This window comes from Mycolicibacterium litorale, from assembly GCF_010731695.1.
In the GTDB taxonomy this organism is placed as follows: Bacteria; Actinomycetota; Actinomycetes; order Mycobacteriales; family Mycobacteriaceae; genus Mycobacterium; species Mycobacterium litorale.
Genome location: NZ_AP022586.1, coordinates 1,150,413 through 1,163,810, shown reverse-complemented (window position 1 = coordinate 1,163,810; position 13,398 = coordinate 1,150,413). Strand labels below are relative to the sequence as shown.

Annotated in this window: 11 protein-coding genes and 1 pseudogene; 1 reads left to right on the top strand and 11 read right to left on the bottom strand. The window is 61.3% G+C overall.

What is annotated here, in order from left to right; all coding sequences use genetic code 11:
• Positions 1–161: 161 nt before the first annotated feature.
• The 3 genes from G6N30_RS05445 to G6N30_RS05435 form a co-directional block, all read right to left on the bottom strand.
• A complete protein-coding gene (locus G6N30_RS05445) occupies positions 162–905 on the bottom strand; it encodes a nucleotidyl transferase AbiEii/AbiGii toxin family protein (RefSeq protein ID WP_011560566.1) in 744 nt (247 codons plus the stop codon).
• Entirely contained in the window at positions 902–1,813 is a 912-nt protein-coding gene (locus G6N30_RS26990) for a hypothetical protein (protein ID WP_017205323.1), read from the bottom strand. The genes G6N30_RS05445 and G6N30_RS26990 overlap by 4 nt, the downstream gene beginning before the upstream one ends.
• A 614-nt stretch (positions 1,814–2,427) precedes the next feature.
• Positions 2,428–3,590, bottom strand: a protein-coding gene (locus G6N30_RS05435; protein ID WP_225323256.1) for an IS3 family transposase whose coding sequence is annotated in 2 segments (ribosomal slippage) — positions 2,428–3,303 and positions 3,306–3,590 — 1,161 coding nt in all. Because the reading frame shifts where the segments join, the coding sequence is not laid out codon by codon here.
• Between the two features lie 68 nt (positions 3,591–3,658).
• On the opposite strand from G6N30_RS05435, the pseudogene G6N30_RS05430 reads away from it, so the two are divergent.
• A pseudogene (locus G6N30_RS05430) lies at positions 3,659–4,102 on the top strand (DDE-type integrase/transposase/recombinase); the annotation flags it as partial.
• 40 nt (positions 4,103–4,142) lie between these two features.
• Here G6N30_RS05430 and G6N30_RS05425 read toward each other — a convergent pair.
• From G6N30_RS05425 to G6N30_RS05390, 8 genes are all read right to left on the bottom strand, one after another.
• Positions 4,143–5,342, bottom strand: coding sequence for an acyl-CoA dehydrogenase family protein (locus G6N30_RS05425; RefSeq protein WP_011856018.1), 1,200 nt, complete (start codon positions 5,340–5,342; stop codon positions 4,143–4,145).
• A gap of 160 nt (positions 5,343–5,502) precedes the next feature.
• The gene (locus G6N30_RS05420) at positions 5,503–6,609 is read right to left on the bottom strand and encodes an NDMA-dependent alcohol dehydrogenase (RefSeq protein WP_011560572.1); all 1,107 of its coding nucleotides are present in this window, start codon (positions 6,607–6,609) and stop codon (positions 5,503–5,505) included.
• A gap of 148 nt (positions 6,610–6,757) precedes the next feature.
• On the bottom strand, positions 6,758–7,168 hold the full coding sequence (locus G6N30_RS05415) for an SCP2 sterol-binding domain-containing protein (RefSeq protein WP_005110592.1): 411 nt from the start codon (positions 7,166–7,168) through the stop codon (positions 6,758–6,760).
• 91 nt (positions 7,169–7,259) lie between these two features.
• A complete protein-coding gene (locus G6N30_RS05410; RefSeq protein WP_005086581.1) occupies positions 7,260–8,318 on the bottom strand; it encodes a BtrH N-terminal domain-containing protein in 1,059 nt (352 codons plus the stop codon).
• Between the two features lie 49 nt (positions 8,319–8,367).
• Complete coding sequence (locus G6N30_RS05405) at positions 8,368–9,513, bottom strand: acyl-CoA dehydrogenase family protein (protein WP_005086582.1); 1,146 nt, start codon at positions 9,511–9,513, stop codon at positions 8,368–8,370.
• 38 nt (positions 9,514–9,551) lie between these two features.
• Entirely contained in the window at positions 9,552–11,171 is a 1,620-nt protein-coding gene (locus G6N30_RS05400; protein WP_017205326.1) for a fatty acid--CoA ligase, read from the bottom strand.
• 26 nt (positions 11,172–11,197) lie between these two features.
• Positions 11,198–11,851, bottom strand: a complete 654-nt coding sequence (locus G6N30_RS05395; protein ID WP_011560574.1) for a transglutaminase-like domain-containing protein — start codon at positions 11,849–11,851, stop codon at positions 11,198–11,200.
• Positions 11,848–13,305, bottom strand: a complete 1,458-nt coding sequence (locus G6N30_RS05390; protein WP_011560575.1) for a cytochrome P450 — start codon at positions 13,303–13,305, stop codon at positions 11,848–11,850. Before G6N30_RS05390 ends, G6N30_RS05395 begins: the two co-directional genes overlap by 4 nt.
• Positions 13,306–13,398: the final 93 nt, after the last annotated feature.

Here is a 13,398-nt window from a genome sequence, read left to right as displayed (position 1 = left end):
GCTCCGCCGACAACGACCTAGCCGTTATTGCCACCGGCGTGGGGACCCGCGCAGCCAGCAGCCATGTCAATGCTCCGGCTCAGCATTTGCCGGCTCCGTCGAGACCGAAACCGTTTCGCTCGGCGTAGCCGCACGGAAACGAACGACTGTCTGCTGGTGCGTCATCGCGACACGATGGCGACATGGCGCCGGAGCAGCGCCCGCACTCTGGCCGGCACCCTCGTCGGCGGACTGGAGATCATCTGCGCTGCCACACGCGCAGCGTCGCCGCGCTCGCCGGCCTTTGTGATCTTGGGGTCGCCCAGGCGCCACGGCGAAGCGTGGTAATCGGGTTGTGACGCGACGATCTCCAGTAGTGTCTCGATATCCTGGAGGTCACGTTCGGAGTCGCGAACGGTACGTGCCAGCATCTTCAACACGAATGCTGCCTCGACGTCGGGAACCGGAATTTCGAACTCAACCGTGTCGCCGTCGGTGAGTCGGGCTGTGACGGCGACTTCGATCGGCGGTAGGGCGAGCGCCAACCGCAGCCCTGGCGCTCCGTCGAAGGCTCGTTCGCCGATGATCCGCTTGCCTGGTTTGGCTGCGGTGGGAACTAAGAGGTCGACCGCTTGCTCACCCCGCTCGTAGCGGTTGCCGCACTCAGCGGTGTACCCCAGTGCGGTGAGTCGATCGTGGAGGTTCCCGGTGGACGCCACGTTGACGTCGATCCCGGTGTCTGCGTCGGAGGTCAGTCGCGGTATGCCCGACACGTTGTAGACGTGCCGCAGCAGTCGCACCATGTGACCGCCGATGACGCGGTACTCGATGTCGGCAGTGACTGCGGCCACGTCACGCAGTGCACGCATTCCGTTGTCGTCGGCCACCGCAGTGCAGGCGATTTGCACCGATGCTGTTCCGGTCACCGGTGCACGATCCAGTCGCTGAGATGCTGCGGTGCACCGTCGCCAAGATCGGCACCGCCGCTGAGGTCCTGAAGCGCAATCACTGGATCCACAGTGATGATGTCGGAACGCTGCGTATCACGAACCCGCCGCCACCAGGCCGCGGTCGTCCAGACGGTCGGGTCGGCGGGAACCCGCACAGTCAAGGTCGCTTCCTCGGCGGTGGCCTCCACCAAACCGAACTCGGAGAGGTCGACCAGTTCTTTGGCATAGACCAGACCTCTGGTTGGTACCTGCCACGGTCGCAGGACGTCGGCGGCGACCTCGCCGCCAGCAAGGATCGGCACGGTGAGCTCGGCGCCGAGTCGGGTCGCACTGCGCACCTGCTCCACTACCGGATCCATTCCATACCAGTACGTTTCGACAAGTCCGCTGTCCGCAGGTACCAATGCCAGTTTCACCAGGAGCTCCCGGCGCGCAGCCTCGGTCATCGGCGTGTCCGGCAGCGGATCCTTCTCGGTCATTTTGGACACCGCCTGCTGGCTAACTCCGATGGCCGCGGCAATGTCGCGTTGGCGGAGGTGACCGCGCGTAAGCACACAGACCCGTTCAGCCGCCCGCCGCCGCCAGCTGCGCTCGCTGGCGGCGCGGGGCGGCCGTCCTGGTGTTGGCGTTCGGTAGGTTCGCCCGGAGAGCACCAGTTCGCCGGTGCTGCCGACGCTGAGATCCACGTCAGCCTGAGCCAGGAGCGCTGAACGTGCCTCATCTGAGATGGTCTCGCACACCACGAATACGCGGCGGCCTGGATGGCGGCGCACACGACTAAGGACTGCGGCCGGAGATGGCACACGTTCTGCCAGAACCAGGTCCGCTACTACGGCGCGGCCATCGATTCGGTATGTGATGCTGTGTGCATCACCAGTCACCATCCGCACGCCTGCGTCGACCAAGCGGGCAGGAATCGAAGCAGAGAGCACGTCTGTTACTCTACTCAGTGACTACTTGTCAAACAACCTATTGTCGATAAATAGCGTTCTGGTTGTTTGACTTCGACCAACCAGTGGCGTACAAACCGTCCATTGATCCGTCATACGCTGGTGGAGTTTAACGGGCCTAGCGTCGAGGAACCTGAGCAGATAGAGCTACTCTGACGTTTTCGCGGCGACGCCGGTAGCCCAGGCATCGCTGACAGCCGCTGACTCTTAATCAGCGGGTCTGGGGTTCGAAACCCTGACGGCGCACCATGCAAACGCAATGCTCAGGCAGGGTTGTTGTCGTTTCGGAGTGTTTGCTGCCTGTGACAGATGTGACCGATGTGACCGAAAGGTCTCCATATTGTCCCCGCGCTGCGGAAGCAGACCCACCACAGCAAACGGCGCGTCGGCGTGACATGTGAGACCGCCGTCCTAAGGTCGTGCCGTGTCTAATATGCCTCCCGACCCCGATGCATCTGACTCACGCGAGGACGGTGCACCTACCAAAGAGGCCTGTGCCAAGCTCTATCAGGAAGTGGGTCTGCTGCACGATCAGGTGACAATTTCGGTCACGCGGCCTGACTGGCCGTCGTGGTCATGATGGCTTCGTATTCGACGGGGGTCAACCGGCCGAGGGCGCCTTGGCGGCGACGTCGGTGGTAGGTGCGTTCGATCCAAGTGACGATGGCGATCCGCAGCTCCTCTCGGGTGGCCCAGCGGCGGCGGTCGAGGACGTTCTTCTGCAGCAGGCTGAAGAAGCTCTCCATCGCCGCGTTGTCGCCGGCCGCGCCGACACGTCCCATTGAGCCGACCATGCCGTGATGGTGCAGGGCCTGGACGAACTTTCGACTTCGAAACTGCGACCCTCTGTCCGTGTGAACCACGCAGCCGGCGACCACCCCACGGCGGCCGACCGCGTTGCGCAGCGCGGCGGTCGCCAGGCGTGACTTCATTCGGGAGTCGATCGAATAACCCACGATGCGGTTGGAGAATGCATCCTTGATCGCGCAGAGGTAGAGCTTGCCCTCGCCGGTATAATGCTCAGTTATGTCGCTGAGCCACAACATGTTTGGCGTTTCAGCGGTGAAGTCGCGCTGGACCAGATCGTCGTGCACCGGCGGTCCTGGTTTGCCGTTCTTGCCGCGCTTCTTGCCGAACACGCTCCACAACTGCTGCTGTGAGCAGATGCGCCAGGCGGTGCGCTCGGCCATCGGCTCGCCGGCCTCACGGGCCTCCTCGACGAGGTAGCGGTAGCCGAACTCGGGGTCCTCGCCGTGCGCGTCGAACAGGGCGTTGGCGCGGTATGCCTCGACGAGTTCGGCATTGGTGATGGGATTTGCCCGCCAGCGGTAGTAGGGCTGGCGGGCGAGCTTGAGTACCCGGCGCGTCACCGCGACGGGAATCCCGTCGGCGGCGAGCTCACTTACGAGCGGGTAGACCCTTTTCCCGGCAGATTGGCCTGCGACAAGTACGCCGCTGCCCGCCGTAAGACTTCATTCTCTTGTTCCAACAACCGATTTCGGCGTCGTAGCTCGCGCAGATCAGCGGAGTCATTGGTGCTCTTACCTGGCTTGGCGCCCTCGTCGACGTCGGCTTGGCGCATCCACTTGGTCAACGTCATCGGGTGCACGCCGAAATCGGTGGCGATCTGCTCGATCGTCACCCCGTCGTCGCGGTTACGGGCAACGCGGACGACGTCGTCGCGAAATTCACGGGGGTAGGGCCTAGGCACACTGACATCCTTCCAGCCCGCCCGCTTTGGGCAAGCCAACTCAGATGTCACCTATTGGTGCAGCAGACCCGATGATCGTGGGCTGGCGGGTAGCGTCGCACATGCGTACCACCATGGTGCTGGATGCGTTGGAGATGGCTCGTTGGTCACGCGGAAACACATTGCCGGGCTTGACATGTCACTCCGATGCCGGATCGCAATTCACCTCTATCCGCTATGGCGAACGGCTCGCCGAGATCGGAGCGGTCCGCTCGATCGGCACGATCGGAGACAGCTACGATAATGCCCTGGAGACGGTGAACGGCTACTACAAGGCGGAGCTGATCTACGGGCCAGTCCGCACCAGGCCGTGGAAGACCGTCGAGGACGTCGAACTCGCGACCCTGAGCTGGGTGTACTGGCACAACACCAGCCGCTTACACAGCTACCTTAATGACATCCCACCCACCGAGTTCGAAGCCGCGTTCCACGATGCACATGGGACCGACCAACCCCTGGCCGGAATCCAATAACCCGAGCCTCCGGGAAAGTCAGGGCGATTCAATCAAGTAGCTAGAGTCCGATACGTTTGGCGATGACCTCGTTCATGATTTCGTTGGTGCCGCCGCCTATTCCGAGAATTCGGCAATCTCGATAGTGTCTCTCGATCTCAGACTCACGCATGTAGCCCATCCCACCGAAGATCTGAACCGCCTCATTGACCACGTAGTCGCACGCATACACAGCGGTGTTCTTGGCCATCGACACCTCGGCAACGACATCCTCCCCCGCTAGCCACCTCTGCATGACCGCACGGGTGTAGGTGCACGCCACGTCGACCTGTCGAGCCATCTCCGCAAGCTTATGGCGAATGATCTGGCGCCCCGTCAAGGGTCTACCGAACGTTTCACGTTCCCGCGCCCAACTCTTGGCAAGGTCGAGAGCCCGACCCGCCGTCGCGTACGCCTGGACGGCGATGCCGAGCCGTTCAGCCTGAAATTGCTGCATGATCTGCAAAAACCCACTGTTCTCTGCCCCCACCAGGTTGTCAGCCGGTACGCGAACGTCGACGAAAGACAACTCGGCGGTGTCGCTACATCGCCACCCCATCTTGTCTAACCGGCGGGACACTTCGAATCCAGGCGAATTCTTGTCGATCACAAGCAATGAAACTCCACCGTAACCCGGTCCGCCGGTGCGTACCGCCGTAGTAACGAAGTCCGCTCGAACTCCGCTGGTGATGAACGTCTTTGCTCCGTTGACCACGTAGGTGTCCCCCTCGCGCACCGCGCGTGTGCGCAGATTCGCGACATCTGAGCCTGCCCCAGGCTCGGTAACGCCCAGCGAGCCGATCATCTTTCCTGCGAGCGTAGGACGGACATATCGTTGAATCAGGGCGTCGGAGCCATTGGCGGCAATGTGGGGAAGGGCAATGCCATGGGTGAACAAGGCGGCGCAGACGCCAGTGGACCCGCCTGCGGCCAGGATGGCCTCAGTGACCAGTGCAGAGTCAATCGCATTGCCGCCGCTGCCGCCGACTTCTTCCGGGAACCCGATTCTGAGAAGCCCCACCTCGGCAGCATTGAGATGCAGGTCGCGCGGAATCTCACCCACGTGCTCCCATTCCGCTAGCTTCGGCGCGATTTCACGTTCCGAGAAAGACCGCGCCATTTGGCTCAGCGCTCGTCGCTCCGGCGTGGTCCACACCTCCGGGGCGATAGCGAAACGAGCAGCCCCATCCCTGCTTGCCGTGGTCGTGCCAGCGTCCGTCATCTCAGCCTCCCAGAGAATGTGATAGATGATCGATGAGGTGTCTGATGCTTGCCGTCCTCACGACGGGAAAGAAGGACCCGACGCCAACCACCCAAGGGGCCCGGCCGCATGATCTGCAGCAACGCAAGGACATGGAGACCAGCAGTGGGCATGATGCTCTTCAGAACCGGACCAGCCCTCGGATATTTTTTCCTGAACGCATATCCTGGTAGCCCTCATTAATTTGGTCGAGGGAGTATTCGCGGGTGACCAACTCATCGAGCTTCAACAACCCAGCGGAGTACAGCTCGACCAGTCGCGGAATATCGTGCGGCGCATTGGATGAGCCATACAAAGCGCCACGAATCTGCTTCTCGTAAAGCGTCATTTCAAGCAGTGATCCTGAGATCGATGAGTCGTCGGGGTGCCCGATGGCCGTGACCACGACGCGCCCGCGCTTTCCGACCAAGGCCAGCGCTTCCGCGGTGTAGGAGGCCTCAGCCACATCGGTGGTGAGGATGCAGACATCAGCCAGCTTGCCCAGCGTCATATCGCTGACCAGCGACCAAGCTTCATCCATCGAGGCCGCGGTGTGCGTCGCACCGAACCCGCTCGCTTGCTCTCGCTTGAACTTCACCGGATCGACCGCCACAATCGCCAGCGCTCCCGCGATTCGCGCGCCCTGAATCGCATTCATTCCGATTCCGCCCGCTCCCACTACCACGACGGTGTCCCCGGCGCGCACCTCCCCAGTCCGCACCGCAGATCCGTAACCGGTCGTGACGCCGCAACCGATCAAGGCTGCCCGATCCAGGGGGATTCCGCCGTCAATCTTGACCACGGACGCCTGCGGCACCACTGTGTACTCGGAAAACGTCCCGAGCAAACACATCTGCCCGACGTCCTCGCCTCGTGCGTGAAAGCGATAGGTGCCGTCGATCTGCGGTCCCATCATGAGCGCCGCTCCCAACTCACAGAGATTGCCCATGCCGCGCGCGCAGTACGAGCAGCGCCCACACGAGGGAAGGAAGGTCAAGATGACAGAATCACCTTCGGACAGTTCCTCAACCCCTTCGCCGCACTCCACGACTGTGCCAGCACCCTCATGACCCCCCACTACCGGCAATGGGATCGGGAGGTCGCCGGTCACCAGATGTTCGTCGGAATGGCACAAGCCGGTGGCCGCCAGCCGCACGAGGACCTCCCCGGGACCTGGCGGATCCAAATCGACTTCTTCGACCTCCCACTTCTGCTCCAAGCCCCACAAAACAGCCGCACGTGTCTTCATGTTGAAGTCCCTTCTATCGAATTACGCTTCTCGAGTAGTTATCCCGACCGCGCACGGTGGTCGCGCGAACTGTCCTGGATGATCTCCGGGCACATCGCCCAGAGGCCCGCGCCGCTCACCCGGGCCCGGGCGCGGTACCGCACCGACATCACACATTGAGCAGGTCGTGACGCTTGTCGGCCTCAAGGATTGCCCGGTATTCCGGAAAGAGGTTCTTTGCCTGCGGTATGAGCTTGATCAGTTTGGTGACAGGACCTTTCGCTCGTACAGTTCCTTTCGCCATCGCCATGGTCAAGTTCACCTTCCCCAACCAGAACCTGTTGCCGGTATCCGCGGACATGAACAATTCGACATTCGGTGTAACGCCACTGTCCGCGCCGGTCTCTACGACCTTCTCCGGCATATCCACGGTTACTACCGCATCCGGATCGGTGTAGTGGATCCGTAACACCACCCCGGACCCGGCAAGTCTGTTCGCAAGGTCTTCGTTCTCCAAACCTCGTCGAAAGATGCCGGCGAGGTAGCGGTAAACCTCTTCCGCATCAGCGAAGACAGCCATCGTGATTCTCCCTTCCTATGACACAATTCAAAGCGCTCAAATAAATCTGCTGGGTCGCAACCAGTTCGGCTTGCTCCGAAGCAATCAGAACTCATAGGAGTAGATCTCCTGCCTCCCTCAGCGCCTCCGCGAGTCGACGTTCGGCTGTCGGCAATTGCGCAGCCACGGACGCGGCGCCGCTCGCTCTTCGGTGCGGATCTGCACCGCGGTCATAAGCGGCGTGCGCAACCGCGGTCCACAACTCAGATGCGGTCTTTGCAGCCTCCGCTGCTTTAAACGCAGGTTCGAAACTCAACTCTTCAGCGACGCGCCGACATCCACGTGCTTGCAGATCTCGGAACAGACCGCCTCCGGTTCCGGCTTTTTCGATGAAGGCGCTCAGCGCAAACAAGGCTCCGTCGAGGGTGTCGTCGTCAAAGATCTTCGGCCACCGCTTGAGATCCTCCACAAAAGTCGATACCCCTGGTAGCCCACGCACCTGAATTTCACAATCGGAGTCCTCGGTGATCGGCGCGCTCACACACGAACCCTGCATCGCGTCCGCGGACCTACGGAAGGCCGACCGGGCAGCATTGCCGAGATCTGGTGCCGCGCCGGGCCACTCGACTACGTAGGTGGTGTGCCGCGTGGGGACGGGAAATCCCGTCGATGCCCGCGCCTTCCGTAGATTCTCGTAAGGCACGGCTTGAGGTGTATCGCGATCGTTATCGACCACGAAGGCGAGTTCCTCGTCGTCGTCGTACCCTACGATCACGACATCGTGCCGGCTCATACTCAGACGCGTTCTCAGATAGGGCAATTCGGCGATGTCAGTCCACACCATGACCGGCGTACCGGCATCGATCTGTTCGGTCACCCATTTCCACCCGAGATCGGGGTCGTCTGTCGAACGACACTCGAAGCGCGCGCCCAACCGGGTCAAGTATTCGTCTTCGAGGTCCGCGCTGCGTCCAACGAGGTAGATCGGTGGACGTAGGTGGGCCGAGCGAACATACGAGAAGTCGAGGGCCCCGCCGAGAGCAAACACGATGCCTTCGTCCGGGGTGTCATCACCCCAACGGATCCCGGCCCATTCGGTCAAATCCCGAAGAGCCCCCGATCCGCAGTGGCCGCCCATGTCGTGGCGATACGGCACCACCATCGATGCCATCAGTCCTCCTCCTCTAGATGACTAACGTGCGGGCGGCAACTCCTCTGAGTCATAGGGAACGCGAGATGATTTCCTTCATCACCTCGTTCGTGCCGGCATAGATTTTTTGCACGCGCTGATCCACCCACAACCTCGAGATGGGGTACTCGGTCATGTAGCCATATCCGCCGTGAAGCTGCATACAGTCATCGAGTACCTTCATCGCTCGCTCAGTGGTCCACCACTTCGCCATGGCGACGGTCTGCACGTCGAGTTGACCCGCAAGGTGCAGGTCGATGCAGTAGTCGAGGAACACTCGTGCGATGCGCGTTTCTGTCGCGGCTTCAGCCAGCGTGAACTTGGTGTTCTGAAAGCCAAAGACAGGCCGACCGAACGCCTCCCGCTCACGCGTGTACTTGAGCGTCTGCTCCAGGGCAAGTTCCATCGCTGCGACAGCCCCCACCGCGACGATGAGTCGCTCTTGTGGCAGCTGCGTCATCAGCTGAATGAAGCCCTGTCCCTCAGACTGGCCCAGTAGATGCGAGCGCGGAACTCTCACTTCATCGAAGAACAACTCGGAGGTGTCCTGGCCGCGCTGGCCGATTTTGTCGAGAACCTTGCCGCGCCGGAATCCCGCCCGGTCAGCCTCGACAACGATCAAAGAGATGCCCGCAGCGCCCTGGCTCGGATCTGTCTTGGCAACAACGATGATGAGGTCGGCCTGTTGGCCGTTGGTGATGAAAGTCTTGGAGCCGGTGATCACGTACTCGTCACCGTCCAGGAGGGCTTTTGTCTTGACGCTCTGCAGATCGGACCCGGTCCCCGGTTCTGTCATGGCGATCGCCCCGATCATTTCACCGGACGCCATCTTGGGAAGCCACTGCGCGCGCAGCTCTTCAGTCGCGTACTGCAGGATGTAGTGGGCGACGATTCCGCTGTGCAGTCCCGCGCCCCATGAGCTGTCACCTATGCGGGCCTGCTCTTCAAGCACGACCGCTTCGTGCGCGAAAGTGCCACCGCCTCCGCCGTATTCCTCAGGTATAGACATGCAGAGCAGGCCCAGCTCGCCTGCTCGGTTCCACAGTTCTCGGTCGACGTGGTGCTGGTCTGCAAAGCGGTTCGCATGCGGCGCCAATTCGGCCGAGAAGAACTTCGCAGCGAGGTCACGAAGCTCGAGTAATTCGGCATTCATCCAGGGAGAGATTGGTGAGGACATGATTACCTTCCGACTGTTGGAATTCCAGGGATTTGACGTTATGACGTTTCGATTTCGATGAGGTATTCGCCGGCAGAGTGGCGCGCACGGATGACCTTTTTGTCGTACTTTCCGACGCTCGTCCTCGGAATATCGGACACGAAGCTCCATCGCTCGGGAATCCACCATTTGGCGACTTTGTCCGCAAGGAACGATCGGAGTTGGTCAATGTCAACGTCGGTTCCGGGGTGGACGACGACAAGCGCCAACGGCCTTTCCTGCCATTTATCGTCCGCGACGCCGACTACCGCCGCTTCGTACACGGCAGGGTGGCCGATCAGCGTGTTTTCCAGCTCCACCGAGGAGATCCATTCGCCACCTGACTTGATGACGTCTTTCGAGCGGTCGGTCAGTGTCAGATAGCCCTCGGCGTCGATCTTGCCCACATCACCGGTACGCAGCCATCCTTCGTCGAACTTCTCCGTATCGTTGTTTCCGAAATAGGACCCGGTGATCCAGGGACCGCGCGCCTGGATCTCCCCAACTGATTGCCCGTCCCACGGCACGTCTTTCCCGTCGTCGTCCCGCAACCGGATTTCGACACCGCAGATCGGTCGGCCCTGGGATGCGCGCAGCTCCCAGCGCCGCGTCGCGTCGGCTCTGTGAGCCGGACGTGCAACGGTCGCCAACGGAGAGGTTTCGGTCATACCCCAGGCCTGCACAATGGGCACGTCGTACTTCTCTTCGAATGCCCGCATCAACGAAAGCGGAACAGCAGACCCCCCGCACGCGACCAGCCGTAACGAAGAAATGTCCCGCTCAGGGTGCGAATCCAGATATCGGTCGACATCGTTCCAGATCGTCGGCACTGCACCGGCCAAGGTCGGTCTGGTGTCTTCGATGATCGACACCAACGGTTCGGCTTGGAGATACCGGTCAGGCAGTACCAGATCCGCACCGGACATCAACGCTGCGTAAATAAGCCCCCACGCATTGGCGTGAAACATTGGGACGATGGCCAGCACACGGTCGGCCTCGCTGACTGACAAAGCGTTAGCTGTGCAGGCGGTCAGGGAGTGAAGGTACGTCGAACGGTGGCTGTAGACGACGCCTTTGGGATCTCCGGTGGTACCGCTCGTATAACACATGGCCGCGGCGGACAGCTCGTCGAGCTCAGGCCAGTCAAATGATTCTTCTTGGCCGGCAAGCACTTCCTCGTAACGCAGAACGGTCTTCCCGCATCCCTGGAGCGGGGCAAGGTCGCCCTCTCCGGTGACGATGACGGTGTGCACCGACGCCATCGCTGGGAGCGCGCGCGCCAACAACGGGGCAACCGAAGCGTCGACTAGGACGATCTGATCGCTCGCGTGATTGGCGATGTACGCCAGTTGCTCTGGGGCCAAACGAATGTTGAGCGTGTGCAGGACCGCGCCCATGGAGGGAATCGCACAGTAGGCCTCCAGATGTTCCTGGTTGCTCCACTGGAAGGTGGCCACGCGTTGGTCTGCCGTGACGCCAAGACTGCGCAGCGCATTGGCAAGGCGAGCCACTCGCGCCAGCACAATGCGGTAAGGCGTTCTCCGATATCCATTTCCGGTCGGAGTGACGACCTCGCTGTCACCGTGTATGGCTGCCGCATGCTGGACGATCGCCGACACCGTGAGCGGAACATTTTGCATTGTGCTTTGCATCGTGTAGTGCCCTTTCAGGCGAAGAGGTCGGGACGGCTGTTCGGCTGATCGATGAATGTGCCGTAATGCGTTCTCAGTGCTTGCAGGATGTCTGCTAGGGGTAGATCGTCGTAGGCTCCCCGGTCGCGCAGATACTCCATGTGCTGGGTGCCGTCAGCGGTGAAACCATGGAGTAGCGCGTCGCTACGGCCGTCGAATTCGATCGGCGAGACACCGAAGCGTGCGCACAGCTCGCGATTGAACGCCGGGGTGGCCTTTACCCACGCACCGTTGAGGAACATGAGACTGTAGCCGTGGTAGACGAAAACGTCGCTACCACCCATCCGCTCGCGCAATGCCTTGGTCTGGAGGTGGTTTCGGACGTCGGCGAACCCCAGCCGCGCCGGGATTCCCGCCGCTCGGCACGCTGCAGTCAAGAGCACGGCCTTCGGGACGCAGTAGGCCCGTTCTGCGGTCGCGACGGTGCTGGCGCGATACGCGTGCGGGTTGTCGGTCACCGTGTAGGGGTCGTACCAAATGGAGTCACGGACCGCGGTGAAGATGGCGATGGCCTTCTCGGTGTCGCCGCAGGCACCACGGATCGCCGATGACACGAAGTCACGTACCGAATCTTGTTGCCAGTCAAGAAACTCCGTGGGTTCGAGGTAGGGGCTGTGGTCGACGGTCATCGGCGCTTCATCTCCAACGGAAGTCCGTCCACCGGAATGGGCAGCGAGGTGTTGTCCCATCGGACGTGATAGTTCTCCGGAACCTTCCAAGTGAACGAACGCAGCATCCTGTGCAGGATTGCTTTGACTTCGAGCGTCCCGAATTGCATGCCGATGCACTTGTGCGCTCCACCTCCGAACGGAACCCAGGCGAATCGGTGGTGTTGGTCTTCGCGCCGAGGCTCGTCGAAACGTGAGGGATCGAACCGCTCCGGATCACTCCAGATCGTTCGATCGAAGTGATTCACGGCAGGCGTTATAGCGCATAACGTGTTCGAGGGGATGTGATATCCATCGATGGCGACATCTCGAACCGTCTTGCGCATCACCAGCGGAACAGGTGCAAGCAGTCTGAGCGCTTCCTTGATCACGAGGTCGATGACCGTCATCTTCTCCAGGGCCTCGATGTCCGGCAACCCGTCACCGATGGCCGCGGCTTCCGCAGCCGCAGCCTCCTGCCACTGCGGATACTTGGCAAGGAAATAGGTGACCGCTGTGGTGGTGATCGTCGAGGTGTCGTGGGCCGCCATCATCAAGAAGATCATGTGATTCACCACATCCTCGTCGGAAAACCGCTCCCCGTCTTCGGTCGTGGCTTGACAGAGAGCAGCGAACAGATCCTCCGTTTCACCGGCTCGCGCGGCCGGCAGATGCCGGAAGAAGTAGTCCTCCAAAACGCGCCGCCCTTGCACACCAGCGCGGAATCTGGTTCCCGGAAGCGGAGCACGCACAAGGGAACTCGCCGCCCGGACCGTAGCGACGAACGCCTTGTTGACAGCATCGCTCTCGTCCTTGCCGCGGCCGCCCATGAAGACGTCGGTAGCGATGTCGAGGGTGAGTTCCTTCAACAGTGGGTAGATTCGAACCGACGGGCCCACCGGCCACGCAGGCACTGCCGAGCGAACGCATGGCGTTACCTGTTCGACGTATCCGGTCAGGCGCGGACGCGTAAACGCCTCCTGCATGATGCGCCGGTGCATCAAGTGCTCGTCGAAGCTCATGAGCATCAAACCGCGATGGAAGAAGGCGTCGATCAGGAAGGACCAGCCATCCTGAGAGAATGCTTTCGCTTCGCTCGTGAACGCCTCTCGAGTGGCGTCAGGGCCGGCGATGACCACCATCTTGGTGCCGAACGCGCCCATCCACGACACCGAACCCAGACGGTCGTAGCGCTCTCGACTGAAATCCGAGCCGAATCGGATGTAGTCGAGCGTGTGACCTACGAAGGGCAGTCCGGCATCCCCCCGGACGGCTTTCAATCCACTGCCCGCGGGTGCCGGTGCCAGTTCACGAACCGGCCAGTCCCGGCTCCATCGACGCCATCTGTCGTCGACGGCGTGAGGCGCGGGGACCATGATCACAGAGGACAACCGCTCCTTCACGTGGTGCGCAGGTGCGAGAAGGTGATTCGTCATGGTTCCTCCTGGACGCTGGGCCGCTTTGACGGCGTCCACCAGTCTTTACAAAGATGCCATTGATGTCAATATCTAGACATTATTGGCCTAGCG

What these genes read in the sequence shown, in the direction of transcription:
- G6N30_RS26990 (WP_017205323.1), bottom strand. Translation starts at nt 1,813, where the DNA reads ATGGTGACTGGTGATGCACACAGCATCACATACCGAATCGATGGCCGC.
- G6N30_RS05425 (WP_011856018.1), bottom strand. Translation starts at nt 5,342, where the DNA reads ATGACGGACGCTGGCACGACCACGGCAAGCAGGGATGGGGCTGCTCGT.
- G6N30_RS05420 (WP_011560572.1), bottom strand. Translation starts at nt 6,609, where the DNA reads ATGAAGACACGTGCGGCTGTTTTGTGGGGCTTGGAGCAGAAGTGGGAG.
- G6N30_RS05415 (WP_005110592.1), bottom strand. Translation starts at nt 7,168, where the DNA reads ATGGCTGTCTTCGCTGATGCGGAAGAGGTTTACCGCTACCTCGCCGGC.
- G6N30_RS05410 (WP_005086581.1), bottom strand. Translation starts at nt 8,318, where the DNA reads ATGGCATCGATGGTGGTGCCGTATCGCCACGACATGGGCGGCCACTGC.
- G6N30_RS05405 (WP_005086582.1), bottom strand. Translation starts at nt 9,513, where the DNA reads ATGTCCTCACCAATCTCTCCCTGGATGAATGCCGAATTACTCGAGCTT.
- G6N30_RS05400 (WP_017205326.1), bottom strand. Translation starts at nt 11,171, where the DNA reads ATGCAAAATGTTCCGCTCACGGTGTCGGCGATCGTCCAGCATGCGGCA.
- G6N30_RS05395 (WP_011560574.1), bottom strand. Translation starts at nt 11,851, where the DNA reads ATGACCGTCGACCACAGCCCCTACCTCGAACCCACGGAGTTTCTTGAC.
- G6N30_RS05390 (WP_011560575.1), bottom strand. Translation starts at nt 13,305, where the DNA reads ATGACGAATCACCTTCTCGCACCTGCGCACCACGTGAAGGAGCGGTTG.